The sequence below is a fragment of the Bhargavaea cecembensis DSE10 genome, from assembly GCF_000348905.1.
Lineage (GTDB): Bacteria > Bacillota > Bacilli > Bacillales_A > Planococcaceae > Bhargavaea > Bhargavaea cecembensis.
The window spans coordinates 185978-200658 of the sequence record NZ_AOFT01000002.1 but is presented as its reverse complement, the minus strand read 5'-3'; the positions used below and the strand labels follow the sequence as shown (position 1 = coordinate 200658).

The 14681-nt window shown below is 57.4% G+C and carries 16 protein-coding genes; all 16 read left to right on the top strand.

Translation table 11 applies throughout. The annotated features are described in order from the left end of the window. Window positions 1-20: 20 nt before the first annotated feature. On the top strand, window positions 21-1232 hold the full coding sequence (gene nusA, locus C772_RS02635; protein WP_008297174.1) for a transcription termination factor NusA: 1212 nt from the start codon (window positions 21-23) through the stop codon (window positions 1230-1232). A gap of 20 nt (window positions 1233-1252) precedes the next feature. Continuing rightward, window positions 1253-1531 (top strand): RNase P modulator RnpM, encoded by a 279-nt coding sequence (rnpM, locus tag C772_RS02630; protein ID WP_008297171.1) that lies wholly within the window; start codon window positions 1253-1255, stop codon window positions 1529-1531. Further along, window positions 1528-1845 carry a YlxQ family RNA-binding protein gene (locus C772_RS02625; RefSeq protein ID WP_008297168.1) on the top strand — a complete coding sequence of 106 codons (318 nt, stop codon included), beginning with the start codon at window positions 1528-1530 and terminating at the stop codon, window positions 1843-1845. Before rnpM ends, C772_RS02625 begins: the two co-directional genes overlap by 4 nt. Window positions 1846-1849: 4 nt before the next feature. Further along, the gene (gene infB / locus C772_RS02620) at window positions 1850-4099 is read left to right on the top strand and encodes a translation initiation factor IF-2 (RefSeq protein ID WP_008297167.1); all 2250 of its coding nucleotides are present in this window, start codon (window positions 1850-1852) and stop codon (window positions 4097-4099) included. Further along, complete coding sequence (locus C772_RS02615) at window positions 4096-4374, top strand: DUF503 domain-containing protein (RefSeq protein ID WP_008297165.1); 279 nt, start codon at window positions 4096-4098, stop codon at window positions 4372-4374. Before infB ends, C772_RS02615 begins: the two co-directional genes overlap by 4 nt. Before the next feature lie 20 nt (window positions 4375-4394). Then, a complete protein-coding gene (gene rbfA, locus C772_RS02610) occupies window positions 4395-4748 on the top strand; it encodes a 30S ribosome-binding factor RbfA (RefSeq protein WP_008297163.1) in 354 nt (117 codons plus the stop codon). A gap of 66 nt (window positions 4749-4814) precedes the next feature. Further along, window positions 4815-5738, top strand: coding sequence for a tRNA pseudouridine(55) synthase TruB (gene truB / locus C772_RS02605; protein ID WP_008297161.1), 924 nt, complete (start codon window positions 4815-4817; stop codon window positions 5736-5738). A gap of 5 nt (window positions 5739-5743) precedes the next feature. Further along, the gene (locus tag C772_RS02600) at window positions 5744-6691 is read left to right on the top strand and encodes a bifunctional riboflavin kinase/FAD synthetase (RefSeq protein WP_008297159.1); all 948 of its coding nucleotides are present in this window, start codon (window positions 5744-5746) and stop codon (window positions 6689-6691) included. A gap of 123 nt (window positions 6692-6814) precedes the next feature. Continuing rightward, window positions 6815-7084, top strand: a complete 270-nt coding sequence (gene rpsO, locus C772_RS02595) for a 30S ribosomal protein S15 (protein WP_008297156.1) — start codon at window positions 6815-6817, stop codon at window positions 7082-7084. A 236-nt stretch (window positions 7085-7320) separates the two neighbouring features. Then, window positions 7321-9444 carry a polyribonucleotide nucleotidyltransferase gene (gene pnp / locus C772_RS02590; protein ID WP_008297153.1) on the top strand — a complete coding sequence of 708 codons (2124 nt, stop codon included), beginning with the start codon at window positions 7321-7323 and terminating at the stop codon, window positions 9442-9444. Between the two features lie 99 nt (window positions 9445-9543). After that, window positions 9544-10761: a M16 family metallopeptidase gene (locus C772_RS02585; RefSeq protein WP_008297151.1), complete on the top strand. Its 1218-nt coding sequence runs from the start codon at window positions 9544-9546 to the stop codon at window positions 10759-10761. 110 nt (window positions 10762-10871) lie between these two features. Next, entirely contained in the window at window positions 10872-11141 is a 270-nt protein-coding gene (locus C772_RS02580) for a YlmC/YmxH family sporulation protein (protein WP_008297148.1), read from the top strand. After that, window positions 11138-11914, top strand: coding sequence for an NAD(P)-dependent oxidoreductase (locus C772_RS02575; protein ID WP_008297146.1), 777 nt, complete (start codon window positions 11138-11140; stop codon window positions 11912-11914). The genes C772_RS02580 and C772_RS02575 overlap by 4 nt, the downstream gene beginning before the upstream one ends. A gap of 16 nt (window positions 11915-11930) precedes the next feature. Next, entirely contained in the window at window positions 11931-12521 is a 591-nt protein-coding gene (locus C772_RS02570) for a dipicolinate synthase subunit B (protein ID WP_008297144.1), read from the top strand. An 80-nt stretch (window positions 12522-12601) separates the two neighbouring features. Further along, a complete protein-coding gene (asd, locus tag C772_RS02565; protein ID WP_008297142.1) occupies window positions 12602-13696 on the top strand; it encodes an aspartate-semialdehyde dehydrogenase in 1095 nt (364 codons plus the stop codon). Next, on the top strand, window positions 13650-14537 hold the full coding sequence (dapA, locus tag C772_RS02560) for a 4-hydroxy-tetrahydrodipicolinate synthase (protein ID WP_008297141.1): 888 nt from the start codon (window positions 13650-13652) through the stop codon (window positions 14535-14537). Before asd ends, dapA begins: the two co-directional genes overlap by 47 nt. The last annotated feature ends 144 nt before the right edge of the window (window positions 14538-14681 follow it).

Sequence of the window (14681 nt, the reverse complement as noted above, 5' to 3'; positions counted from 1 at the left end):
CGGATAGGAGTGAAATACAGATGAGCAGCGATCTTCTGGAAGCGCTCAACGCCCTTGAGAAACAAAAGGGCATTTCGAGGGATGTTCTTGTCGAGGCGATTGAAACCGCCCTTGTCACAGCATACCGCCGAAATTTTAATCAGGCACAGAACGTCCGCGTCGATCTGAACATGGACGCCGGGACGATGAAAGTGTTCTCGCGCAAGGATGTCGTCGAGGAGATCGAGGACGACCGGCTGCAGATTTCGCTTGAGGAAGCGCGCAAAGTCAATCCGCTGTATGAGATCGGCGACGTGCTTGAGGAGGAAGTGACCCCCCGCAACTTCGGCCGCATCGCGGCTCAGACAGCGAAGCAGGTTGTCACGCAGCGTGTGCGCGAGGCGGAACGGGGCATGATCTACGATGAATACGTGGACCGACAGGATGATATCGTCAATGGTGTCGTCGAACGCCTGGATCCTCGGAACATCTATGTGAGCCTCGGCAAGGTGGAAGCGGTCCTCCCGCAAAACGAGCAGATCCCTTCCGAAACTTACCGTCCGCATGACCGCATCAAGGTATACATCACGAAAGTGGAGCGGGCTGCCCGCGGTCCGCAGGTATTTGTTTCGCGGACACATCCCGGCCTGCTGCGCCGCCTCTTCGAGATGGAAGTGCCGGAAATCTATGACGGCATCGTCGAGATCAAGTCGATTGCACGTGAAGCCGGCGACCGCTCCAAAATCTCCGTGTATGCCCATGATGAAGACGTCGATCCGGTCGGCTCCTGTGTCGGAGCGCGGGGCAACCGCGTCCAGACGATTGTGGATGAATTGTCCGGAGAAAAGATCGATATCGTTGAATGGTCCGAGAATCCGGAAATCTTTGTGGCGAATGCCCTGAGCCCTGCCAAAGTGCTGGATGTGCTCGTCAATGAAGAGGACAAGTCGACGACGGTCGTCGTCCCGGATTATCAGCTTTCCCTCGCCATCGGCAAGCGCGGGCAAAACGCCCGTCTTGCGGCAAAGCTTACCGGCTGGAAAATCGACATCAAGAGCGAGGCGGATGCTACGGAACTCGGCATCTATCCCCGCACGGTGACCGACGAGCCGGAAGAGCAGTGGGAAGACGGCGAATGGACCGAAGACGGTGCCGACCTGTATGATGAACAGGGCACCGGCGAAGAACTTGAGCCGGAAGACATCGACCTGTACGAAGATGTGCAGGAAGATGATGAATCAAAAGAAGACTGACTCTTGAAAGGATGGGAGCAATGGGGAACGGCAAGAAAATCCCTCTCCGGAGATGCTCGGCAACCGGCGAAATGTTCCCGAAAAAAGAGATGATCCGAGTCGTCCGCACAAAGGAAGGCGAAGTTTCCGTTGATCCGACAGGCAAAAAGTCAGGACGCGGGACTTACATCTCCAAATCGGAAAAAGCCGTGGAACAGGCAAAAAAGCGAAAATCGCTGGACAGCCAGCTGGGCGTCAAAGTTCCTGAAGAAATCTATGATGAGGTCCTGCGCCTCATACTGAGAGAAAAACTGCTATGAACGAGAAAAAGATATACAGCCTATTGGGGCTGGCGGCGCGCGCGCGCAAAATCGCAACCGGCGAAGACCTCGCCATCGAAGCGATCCGTTCGGGAAAAGCAAAGCTTGTTATCCTGTCTGCCGATGCTTCGGACAACACCCGCGGCAAAATTACAGACAAGGGTGCCCATTACGGGATTCCAGTGCATGAGTTCGGAACGAGATACGAACTGGGCCATGCAATCGGAAAGGAGGCGCGCGTCACACTGGCGATTATGGACAGCGGCTTTGCGAAAAAGCTGTCCGGCCTGCTTGAGGAACCAGAGGAGGACTGACTGAATGACGAAAATGAGAGTTCATGAATATGCGAAAAAGGTAAACAAGTCAAGCCGTGAGGTCATTGACGAGCTGGACAAAATGAAGGTGGATGTCAAAAACCACATGTCGGTACTTGACAGTGATGTGACTTCGAAACTCGACCGTAAATTCGGTCAGGGCGGGAGCCGTCCGAACAACCAGAGCGGCAATCGTCCGGCAGGCCAAAACGGCGGAAACCGCCAGGGCGGCCAAGGCGGCGGCAATCGTCCGGCAGGCCAGGGCGGCGGCAATCGCCAAGGCGGCCAAGGCGGCGGCAACCGTCCGGCAGGTCAAGGCGGCGGCAATCGCCAAGGCGGCCAGGGCGGCGGCAACAGCCGTCCGGGCGGCAATAACCGTCCGGGGGGCCAGGGCGGAGGAAATCGCCGGGGCGGCGGCCGCAAGATCCGCGGTACCCACCAGGGCAAGAAGAAAAACTACAGCCAGCAGCAGGCACCTCGCACACCAAAGCCGCTGCCGGAGAAAATTACATTCTACGAGTCGCTGAGCGTAGCGGAACTCGCGAAAAAGCTCGGCCGTGAACCATCAGAGATCATCAAGAAGCTCTTTATGCTCGGCGTCATGGCGACGATCAACCAGGAGCTTGATAAAGACGCGATCGAACTGATCTGTGCAGACTACGGCGTGGAAGTGGAAGAAGAGATCCGCATTGACCGGACCGACCTCGAAACCTACTTTGAGGAAGAGGAAGGCGCGGAAGAGCTCAAGGGAGAACGTCCGCCGGTCGTCACGATCATGGGCCACGTCGACCACGGGAAGACGACCCTTCTTGACTCCATCCGGAACACGAAAGTGACCGAGGGCGAAGCAGGCGGCATCACACAGCATATCGGTGCCTATCAGGTTGAAGCGAACGGCAAGAAAATCACCTTCCTCGATACACCGGGACACGCGGCCTTTACAACGATGCGTGCGCGCGGTGCGAAAATCACCGATCTCACCATTCTCGTCGTCGCGGCGGATGATGGTGTCATGCCGCAAACCGTCGAGGCGATCAACCATGCGAAGGCGGCGGAAGTACCGATTATTGTGGCGGTCAATAAGGTTGACAAGCCGACGGCCAATCCTGACCGGGTCATGCAGGAATTGACCGAGCACGGCCTCGTGCCGGAAGACTGGGGCGGAGACACGATCTTCGTGCCGGTGTCCGCACTGAAAGGCGAAGGCATCGATACCCTGCTTGAGATGATCGTACTAGTTTCCGAGGTGGAAGAGCTCAAGGCCAACCCTGACCAGAATGCCCGCGGCACCGTCATCGAGGCACAGCTTGATAAAGGCCGTGGCGCCGTTGCGACCCTCCTCGTGCAGGAAGGCACGCTCAAGGTCGGCGACCCGATCGTTGTCGGTTCCACTTTCGGCCGTGTCCGGGCAATGGTCAACGATGTCGGCCGCCGGGTGAAGGAAGCCCTTCCTTCTGCCCCTGTCGAAATCACGGGCCTGAATGATGTGCCTTTTGCAGGTGACCGTTTCGTCGTATTTGATGACGAGAAGTCGGCGCGCCAAGTCGGTGAATCCCGTGCGATGGATGACCTCCAGGAACAGCGCGGCGAAAAGAACCGCGTCACCCTTGACAATCTGTTCGAGCATATGAAGCAGGGCGAGATGAAAGATATCAACCTGATCGTCAAAGCGGACGTGCAGGGCACGGTCGAGGCGCTTGCCGCTTCCCTCATGAAGATCGAGGTTGAAGGCGTCAATGTCAAGATCATCCACACCGGTGTCGGAGCCATTACGGAATCGGACATTACACTGGCGGCTGCATCCAATGCCATCGTCATCGGATTCAACGTCCGTCCGGATGTCAATGCGAAACGCGCTGCCGAAGAGGAGGGCGTCGATGTCCGCCTCCACCGGATCATTTACAAAGTAATCGAGGAGATCGAATCCGCGATGAAGGGCATGCTTGATCCCGAGTTCGAGGAGAAGATCATCGGACAGGTGGAAGTGCGCGAAACGTTCAAAGTCTCCAAAGTGGGCACGATTGCCGGCGGCTATGTAACCGACGGAAAAGTCACAAGAGACTCCGGGGTACGCGTGATCCGTGACGGCGTGGTTGTCTTCGAAGGCGAACTCGATACACTCAAGCGCTTCAAGGACGACGTCAAAGAAGTCGCACGAGGGTATGAATGTGGCCTGACAATCAAAAACTACAATGACATCAAAGAAGGCGATGTCATCGAAGCGTATGTCATGGAAGAAGTCGAGCGGAAGTGATTGTCGCCGCCGAATGTGAATTCTTCCTGTACGATACACATTCGCTAAAGGAAAAGCGGGCGATTTTGCAGCGCATGCTCACGAGGGCCCGCCAGCAGTTCAACGTCTCCATCGCCGAAACGGACCATCAGGATCTTTGGCAGCGCGCCGGCATCACCCTGGCTGCCGCCTCTTCTTCGGGGACGGTGGCAGAGCGTGAAATCGACCGGGTGCTGAACTTTCTGATGTCCCACTCGGGCTGGGAGATGACAAGCAGCAAGAAGTATCATTTATAGCGGAAGCCGAGGTGTTCCATATGACAATGAGGGCAAACCGCGTGGCGGAACAGATGAAAAAAGAATTGGGCGACATCATCGGCCGCAAGCTGAAGGACCCGAGAATCGGGTTCGTCACGGTGACGGATGTCGAGGTGACCGGTGACCTTCAGCAGGCGACAGTGTTTATCTCTGTGCTTGGCGATGATCGCCAAAAGGAAGATACGCTAAAAGGCCTGACAAAGGCCAAGGGATTCATCCGTTCTGAAATCGGGAATCGGATCCGCCTGCGAAAGACGCCGGAGCTGCTTTTTGAATTTGATGAGTCCGTCGACTACGGCAACCGGATCGAGTCGCTTCTCCGCGAGGTGAACGAGTCGAATCCGGAAGACTGAGAATAAGCCTGCAGCCGTTCCGGCATGCAGGCTTGTTTTCCGTACATAGGAAAGGAGGAGTACGCCATGCTTGAGGGAATTCTGCCGCTCTGGAAAGAAAAGGGCATGACTTCACATGACTGTGTCTTCCGGCTTAGGAAGATCCTCGGGATGAAGCGCATCGGCCATACGGGCACGCTTGATCCCGATGTCGAGGGCGTCCTTCCGATTTGTCTTGGCCGTGCGACGAAGGCTGCCGAATATGTGACGGACATGGGCAAGACATACGAGGCCGTGGTCAGCATCGGCCGATCGACGGAAACCGAGGATGCATCGGGCGTCACCGTCGAGCAGAACCTGGCTCCGAAGCGCTTCACCGCGGCGCAGATCCTGGACGTCCTCCAATCGCTCACCGGGGAAATCACGCAGATTCCCCCGATGTATTCGGCGGTCAAGGTGAACGGCAAGCGCCTGTATGAGTATGCCCGTCAGGGGCAGTCCGTTGAGCGGCCGTCCCGAAAAGTGCTGATCAGGGAAATCAGCCTTTTGTCCGGCGGACAGCTTTTTGAAGGAACCGAAGTTGAGTTACGCATCCGGGTCGTCTGCGGCAAGGGGACCTATATCCGTACGCTTGCCGTGCAGATCGGCGAAAAGCTGGGTTATCCGGCACATATGGCTTCACTTGTCCGTACCGCGTCCGGACCCTTCAGGGCGGAGGATTGCCTGACGCTGTCCGAAGTGGAACAGCAGCGGGATCGCGGCATCCTGGAAGCAGCCCTGCTCCCGGTTGAACGGGCGCTGTCCGAATTTCCTTCGGTGCCTGCTGATGACGGGCTTCTTCCGAAGATCCTGAACGGCCAGGTGCTGTCCGCGCATCCGCTGCTGTCCGCGCACCCGCGGATCGTCTTTTATGACGGTAGCCGGGCGGTGGCCGTATACCGCCGCCATCCTGAAAAAAACGGGCTGATGAAACCCGAGAAAATGTTCGGCATGGCTGAAGACAAGAGGTGAACATAATGAAGATTCATCACATTAAATATCCCGAAATTCCGGAGACGGGCGGCAATGAATACTCGGTGGCCGCCGGATTTTTTGACGGCATCCACCGGGGGCATCAGGAAGTGATCGGCCATGCCATGGACGTGGCCCGTGAGAAAGGCCTTTCTCCGGCAGTCATGACGTTCGATCCGCACCCGTCTGCCGTACTCGGAAACCGGAAGGAAGTCACCTATATCACACCGTACAAGCAGAAAATGCAGCTGCTTGAAGAAATGGGGACGGACACGGTGTTCGTCATCAGCTTTACGGGAGAATTTGCATCGATGACTCCCGAACAGTTTGTCGAGTGCTATATCCGGAGGCTTGGCATCCGCCACATCACCTGCGGCTTTGATTTTTCCTTCGGCCGGTTCGGCAAGGGGAAGCCTGATGATCTGGAAAGGCTGTCCGAAGGGGACTACGGAGTGTCCGTTATCGGAAAAGTAACCGAGGAAGATGAGAAGATCAGCTCGACCCGCATCCGTTCGATGCTCAGCGAGGGTGATGTGTCCGGGGCTGCACAGCTTCTCGGCCGCCCGCTCATGACCGACGGTACGGTCATCGAAGGCGACAAGCGGGGACGGCTGATCGGGTTCCCTACCGCAAATGTCGATCCGGTGCCTGGCTCATGCCTTCCCGCGCCTGGTGTGTATGCCGTCACTTTCGAAACGGACGGCAGGCTCCATGCCGGTGTTCTCAACGCAGGCTACCGTCCCACTTTCAAGGATCCGTCCGACACCTTCCTTTCGGTCGAGGTGCATCTGCTCGATTTTGAAGGCGAACTTTATGATAAGCCTGTGCGCGTGCGATGGATCAGGCGGATCCGGGAAGAGCGGAAATTCGCCGGGATCGATGAGCTGAAAGCCCAGATCGGGCGCGACAGGGAAGAGGCACGGCTCATCCTGGCCGCGCAACATGACAGTTGAATCAGCCTCCGTGCTGTGGTATGATACTCATGTGCTGATGCACTAACCATTGCTTGGCAATCGACTCACCAACGTTTGCTCGGGAATTGGGGATTTTTAACTAACGATTTGGAGGTGAACAGGATGGCAATTACAAAAGAGCGTAAAAATGAACTCATCCAAGAGTTCCGCACACACGAATCGGATACGGGATCTCCTGATATCCAGATCGCTATCCTCACGGAAGAGATCAACAACCTGAACGAACACTTGCGCACACACAAGAAAGACCACCACTCCCGCCGCGGCCTTTACAAAATGGTCGGCCGTCGCCGGAATCTGCTCAAGTACCTTCGTGAAAACGACGTTCAGCGTTATCGTGACCTCATCGCGAAGCTTGGCCTTCGCCGATAAGATCGCACATACAAAAGCGGGCTGCGGCCCGTTTTTTTTATTGCCATGAAATCCATTCCCGTTAAGTGCGTTCCACCGCAAATCCTTTCGCATCACTATGCGAATTTTGGTACACTATGGGGAGTGAGTACATACGTTTGACGGCTGTCCCGGCCTGCCTCCGCTCCGATTTGGCTGCGCATGCAGACGGACAGGCACCCGGTATAGCGTTATGCACAGAAGAGAGGAGCCCCATGATGAACGAGAATCACAAAACGTACGAATTTGATTGGGCCGGCCGGACGCTGATCGTCGAGACGGGCAAGTTTGCGAAGCAGGCGAACGGAGGCGTGCTGATCCGCTACGGCGATACCGCTGTCCTGTCGACGGCGACTGCATCAAAGGAGCCGAAACCGCTGGATTTTTTCCCGCTCACCGTCAACTACGAGGAGCGTCTGTACGCGGTCGGGAAGATCCCGGGCGGATTTATCAAGCGGGAAGGCCGTCCTTCCGAAAAGGCCGTCCTGACCAGCCGGCTGATCGACCGTCCGATCCGCCCGCTTTTCCCTGACGGTTTCCGGAATGAAGTGCAGGTCATCTCGATGGTGATGTCGGTCGACCAGGACTGCTCATCCGAAATGGCTGCGATGTTCGGTTCCTCACTTGCCCTGATGGTGTCGGACATTCCGTTCGGCGGCCCGATTGCAGGTGTGAAGGTCGGCCGCATTGATGGTGAATTCATCATCAACCCGACTGTCGAGCAGGAAGCCAGAAGCGATATTGATCTGATTGTCGCAGGGACAAAGGACGCGATCAACATGGTGGAAGCCGGCGCGGACGAAGTCGAGGAATCCATCATGCTGGAAGCGATCATGTTCGGCCACGAAGAGATCAAACGGCTTGTGGCCTTCCAGGAAGAGATTGCCCGGGAAGCCGGCAAAGAGAAAAAGGAAATCCCCCTCTTTGAACTGGACCGGGAGCTGACGGAGGAAGTACGCGAAAAAGCGGAAGCGCCTCTGCTTGATGCCATCCAGACAAAAGAAAAGCACGCGCGGGAAGAAGCCATCCAGGCAGTGAAGGCTTCCGTAACCGAAGCCTATGCCGAAGCGGATGAGCAAACAGATCTCGGACAGGTCAGGGCCATCCTCGACAAACTCGTCAAAGATGAAGTCCGCCGCCTGATCACCGACGAGAAAATCCGCCCGGACGGACGGAAACCGGATGAAATCCGCCCGCTTTCCTCCGAAGCCGGAATCCTTGGCCGGACACACGGTTCCGCGCTGTTCACCCGGGGACAGACCCAGGTGCTCAGCATCTGTACGCTCGGTGCACTCGGGGACGTGCAGATCATCGACGGCCTCGGGCTCGAGGAATCCAAGCGATTCATGCACCACTACAACTTCCCTCAGTTCAGTGTCGGCGAGACCGGCCCGATCCGCTCTCCCGGCCGCAGGGAAATCGGGCACGGTGCGCTCGGTGAAAGAGCCCTCGCACCGATCGTCCCGTCCGAAGATGAGTTCCCATATACGGTCCGGCTAGTCTCGGAAGTGCTGGAATCCAACGGTTCCTCTTCCCAGGCGTCCATCTGCGCATCCACAATGGCAATGATGGATGCCGGGGTTCCGATCAAGGCACCGGTCGCAGGTATTGCGATGGGCCTTGTCAAGAAGGGCGACAACTATACCGTCCTGTCCGACATCCAGGGGATGGAGGACGCACTCGGTGACATGGACTTTAAGGTGGCGGGAACCGAAAAAGGCATTACCGCCCTGCAGATGGACATCAAGGTCGAGGGACTGTCGCGCGAGATTCTCGAGGAAGCGCTGGAACAGGCGAAGGCGGGCCGGCTGCACATCATGGAAAACATGATGTCCGCAATTTCCGAACCGCGCAAGCAGCTGTCCGACCACGCTCCGAAGATCATCGTCATCCAGATCAAGCCTGAGAAGATCCGCGACGTGATCGGCCCGGGCGGCAAGCAGATCAACAAGATCATCGAAGAGACCGGAGTCAAGATCGATACGGAACAGGACGGAACGATCTACATCTCCTCGATCGATCAGGAAATGAACGAAAAGGCGAAGTCGATGATTGAAAACATCGTCCGAGAGGCACAGGTCGGCGAATACTATGACGGCAAGGTCAAGCGGATCGAGAAATTCGGTGCATTCCTTGAGATCTTCCCGGGCAAGGACGGCCTGCTCCACATCTCGGAAATCCAGGAACAGAGGACGAACAAAGTCGAGGACGTCCTGTCGATCGGCGACGTCGTGCGGGTGAAGGTCGTCGAGATCGACAACCACAACCGCGTGAACCTGTCCCGAAAGGCGGTCCTGAAAGAAGAGAAGGAAGCTTCCGAAGAGGCCGGCAAAACGGAATAACCATCACCAGAGGGCGGCCGGGATCGGCCGGCCCTCTTTTTACCGGCAGGGCTCTTATGGGCGTGCCGCAAACATAAAAATAACTAAAGGGGGGAGAAGATGATCCAGACCAGAAAATGTCCAAACGGCGTGCGGATCGTCACAGAACAGATGCCGCATGTCCGTTCGGTGGCGATCGGCATTTGGGTCATGGCCGGTGCAAGAAATGAAACCGCGGGGGAAGCCGGCATGGCGCACTTTATCGAGCACATGCTGTTCAAAGGAACCTCCGTCCGGACGGCAAAGGACATAGCGGAAGCGATTGACCGGACAGGCGGGGAGATCAACGCCTACACCGCCATGGAAGAAACCTGCTTTTATGTCAATGTGCTCACGGAGGATGCGGCTGAAGCGGTCGATGTACTGGCGGATATGTTCTTCAACTCGGCCTTTGACGAGCAGGAGATGCGCAAGGAAAAGTCTGTGATCCTCGAGGAAATCGCCATGGTCGCCGACACGCCCGACGATGACGTACATGAACAGCTGCAGGCCGCGATGTATCCCGGCCATCCGATGGGCCGCCCGATCCTCGGTTATCCGGAAACGGTCAGCGCATTTACGAGGGAAGAGACCCTTTCATTCATGCAGCGGGAGTACCGGCCGGAGCGGGTCGTCATATCCGCTGCAGGCTGTGTGGATGATCAGCTGATCAGACAGCTTGAAAAAAGCTTCGGAACATTCACGGCAGGAGCCGAGTCTGCCATTCAGTCGGAACGGCCGGAATTTACTCCCGGCGCGGTCCGCAAGCGGAAAGACACGGAGCAGGCCCATCTGTGTCTCGGCTATCCGGGAATGGACGTGAACGACCCCGACATCTACGGCATGATCATCCTCAATGCCCTATTCGGCGGGAGCATGAGCTCAAGACTCTTCCAGCGGATCCGTGAAGAGAGGGGCCTTGCCTATTCCGTGTACTCGTACCATTCGTCCCATACCGATTCGGGATCGGTCACCATCTATGCCGGCACCTCGCCGTCCCGTCTGGAGGAGACCCGGACGGTCATCCGGAATGAAGTTTCCCGGCTGCTCCAGGATGGGGTATCCGATGCCGAAATCGGGAGCGCTGTCGGCCAGATGAAGGGGAGCCTCCTGCTTGGCCTTGAAACACCCGCCTCCAGGATGAGCCGGAATGCGAAAAACGAGCTTTTTACCGGAGAACATAAAGATATTGACGAGGTGATGGAAGAATTCCGCCGTGTGGATGGCAGGCAGATCCGCCGCATTGCGGAAAGGATCTTTTCCGGAACGCCGGCAGAATCGATCATCATTCCGAACTGAAACAGGACCTGAGGGCAGATGCCTTCAGGTTTTTTGTATAACCCGGACATTTGGGGGACGGAACTTCCGCCCCGGCGGCGCATATAGTTTAGGAAAAGGGGGAGTGGAACATGCTGCTGTCGACAATGGCCGAAAAAGAACTGATCCAGATGGAAGACGGCGTCCGCTACGGGCTCCTTGCCGACACAGAGATGCTGTTTGATCCGAAAAGCGGAAGGATCTACGGATTCGAACTAAAGCGCCGGACCGGCTGGCTGCAGGGTGGCCGGAAATCGTCCGGAGAAGCGGAATACATCCCTTGGGAGGAGATCGTCCTGATCGGGGATGATCGGATTTTGTTCAGGCGGACCCGCCCGATCCATGAGGGGCTATTTGAATGACCCGGCCGGACTGGCTGATCGTCGGATCCGATGCCCGGTTCTCCAAAGCTGCGGAACACCTGCGGAAAAAGGGGTTTATCGTTCTCCACGACGCACGGGACCGGTGGGACAGCAAGACGGATGCCCTCCTGCTTGAAGAAAAGCCGGTGCGGGTCGTGCTTCCGATACATCCGCCGGAAGGAACGCCGGCTCCCGGTGTGCTCAATCAGGCGGAGCGGCTGTTTGCGGGCAGGCTCGATGCTGCCTGGGAAAAGGCGGCGGAGACCGCGGAGAAACTGCCCCGGCTCTACCTTCAGGAGGAACGGTTCATCTGGGAAAATGCCAGCCTGACGGCAGAGGGTTTTCTCGCCATGTTCTATGAATCGGGGGGAGGGCCGGTAGCCGGCAGTCAGTGGGTCGTCGCCGGCTACGGGCGCGTAGGGAAGACCACGGCCCGGCTGATGCGTGCGATGGGTGCGGAAGTTTCCGTGCTTGCCCGCTCACCGTCACAGACGGCTGAAGCCCTGACAGAAGGATTCGGCACTCTGGACTTTGACGGGGCCGGCATGCCGGAAAACAGCTGGAACCTGGTCAACACCATCCCCGCGCAATGGCTGGATCCCGACGGCCCGTTTGACCCTGCAGGCATCTACGACCTGGCTTCTGCGCCCGGGTGCCTAAAGCCCGGTGCCGTCCATGAATACTATAGGTTACTGCCTGCGCTTCCGGGCCGGCTTTTTCCGGACGAGGCCGCCCGGGTCCTCTCGGAGGCGCTGTGCAGAATGGACAGCTAGCGGAAGGAGAGTCAGGATGCTCGAAGGCAAAAGAATCGGTTTCGGCATCACCGCATCCCACTGTACTTATGCGGATGTGATTCCGAAAATCAAGGCGTTCACCGACAGGGGGGCGACGGTTGTGCCGGTCATCACCAACTCTGTGCTGACCGCCGCGACCCGTTTCGGGACAGGCGAGGAATGGATGGCGAAAATCCGCGAGGTGGCCGGAGCCGACATCATCTCGACCATCGCGGGGGCTGAGCCGTTCGGACCGAAAACACCGGTCGACTGCATGGTGATTGCCCCGATGACGGGGAACTCCATCTCACGGTTTGCCAACGCCATCACGGACTCACCCGTGCTGATGGCAGCCAAGGCGACGCTCAGGAACGGCACGCCGGTCGTGATCGGCGTATCAACCAATGACGCACTCGGCCTGAACGGGACGAATATCATGAAACTGCTGAACACCAAGAACATTTACTTCATCCCGTTCGGACAGGATGACCCCGTCAAAAAACCGAACTCCCTCATCAGTGATTTCACAAAGATGGTCGATACGGTCGAGGCTGCACTTAGAGGAGAACAGCTTCAGCCCCTCCTGATCAGGCATGAAAATACTTAAAGACGAATATATCTCCAAACATACATGAAAACATGCTATAATACTGAACATTCGATCATGAAACTGAGGAGTGTTTAATCATGGGATATCGTGTTGCAATTGTCGGCGCTACAGGCGCAGTCGGCCAAAGGATCGCCAAAAAGCTTGAAGAAAGGAATTTCCCCGCCGATGAAATTCTTTTCCTTGCGTCAGCCCGCTCAGCAGGAAGCAAAGTGGAGTACGGCGGCAAGGAATATACAATTGAAGAAGCGTTGCCTGAGCGCTTTGACGGTGTGGACATCGCCTTCTTCAGTGCAGGAGGCAGCGTGTCCAAACAGCTTGCGCACGAGGCGATCAGCCGCGGAGCGGTAGTCATCGACAATACGAGCGCGTTCCGTATGGACCCGGACACTCCGCTCGTTGTTCCCGAAGTCAACCGTGAGGCGCTCAAGGAGCACCGGGGCCTGATTGCCAACCCGAACTGCTCGACAATCCAGATGGTGGCGGCACTGGAACCGGTCCGCCGCAAGTATGGCCTGAAGAAAGTCATCGTCTCGACGTACCAGGCGGTTTCCGGAGCGGGCGCCGCCGCGATCGGCGAGCTGGAAAAGCAGAGCACGGACATGGAGAACAGGACCGGAGCGGAGGCCGAGCTTCTGCCGGTCAAGGGTGACAAGAAACATTACCCGATCGCTTTTAATGCGGTGCCGCAGATCGATGTCTTCAGTGAGGACGGCTACACCTTCGAAGAGTGGAAAATGATCAATGAGACAAAGAAAATCATGGGCATGCCCGAACTGTCGGTCGCTGCAACATGTGTACGTCTCCCGGTCGTGACCGGCCACTCCGAATCGGTCTATTTCGAAACGGGAGATCCGTCAGCCGATACGGCCGGCATCCGGGAATCCCTGCAACATGCGGAAGGCATCACCGTAATGGATGATCCGGACAATCAGGCATACCCGATGCCGCTCTTCGCGGAAGGCAAGGACGATGTGTTCGTCGGCCGCCTTCGCAGGGATCTCGACACCCCAGGCGCATTCCACTTCTGGGTGGTCGCGGATAACCTCCTGAAGGGAGCTGCCCTCAACTCGATCCAGATCGCGGAAGCGCTCATTGCGGACGGGTTGCTGAAAGGGGACAAAGCCGATGGAACTCGGCAATATAGCGACGGCGATGGTCACGCCGTTCGGTGAAGATGGAAAAGTTGACGAGGGCCGTCTGAATGCCCTCGTCAATTATTTGATACAAAACGGTTCGGATTCCATTGTCGTCTGCGGGACGACCGGGGAAGCACCGACACTCACAGATGATGAAAAAGAACAGGTCATCCGACTGGCCGTTGAGGCAGCCGGCAAAAGGATTCCCATCATTGCCGGCACAGGCAGCAACAGCACCGCCGGCACAGTCAGCATGACGAAAAGGGCCGAAACCGCGGGAGCGGACGGAATCATGCTGGTGGCCCCTTACTATAACCGTCCCGACCAGCGGGGGATGGTTGCGCATTTCACGCAAGCGGCCGGCAGCACGAAGCTTCCAGTCATGCTCTACAATGTGCCGGGCAGGACGGCGTCCCGCCTGGAGCCGGCAACGGTCGCCGCGCTGTCCCGTATTCCGAACGTCAGGGCCGTGAAGGAAGCAGGCGGGGATCTTGGTGCCATGACCCGCATCATCGCCGGGACTGACCCCGGATTCCTCCTGTACAGCGGGGATGATGGCCTGACACTCCCGGTGCTTGCCATTGGCGGGCACGGTGTGGTCTCTGTCGCCTCGCACGTCGCCGGCCCCGAAATGCAGCGGATGATCCGGGCATACCGGAACGGCGATTCCGGGGAAGCTGCCCGCCTGCATGCCATCATCAGCCGGCTGACAGAAGCGCTTTTCAGCCGGCCGAGCCCGGCACCGGTCAAGCATGCCCTGAAACTGGCCGGCATGGACACGGGACCGGTCCGTCTTCCGATCACTTCTCTTGATGATGAAGGTGCAGAAATCATCGGAAAGGCGATGGGTGACTTTCGTTCGGCAGCAGGCGCCTAATCGGCATGTCTGTTCCTCACGTGCATGGATGTCCGGGACGCCGTGCCCGATCGTCCAAAAAGAAATGGATCCGGCGGACGCCGGGGACTGCGGTCCCTTGTGTCCGCTTTTTGATTTCCGGCGGTGCGCGGATCTCGAGACTTG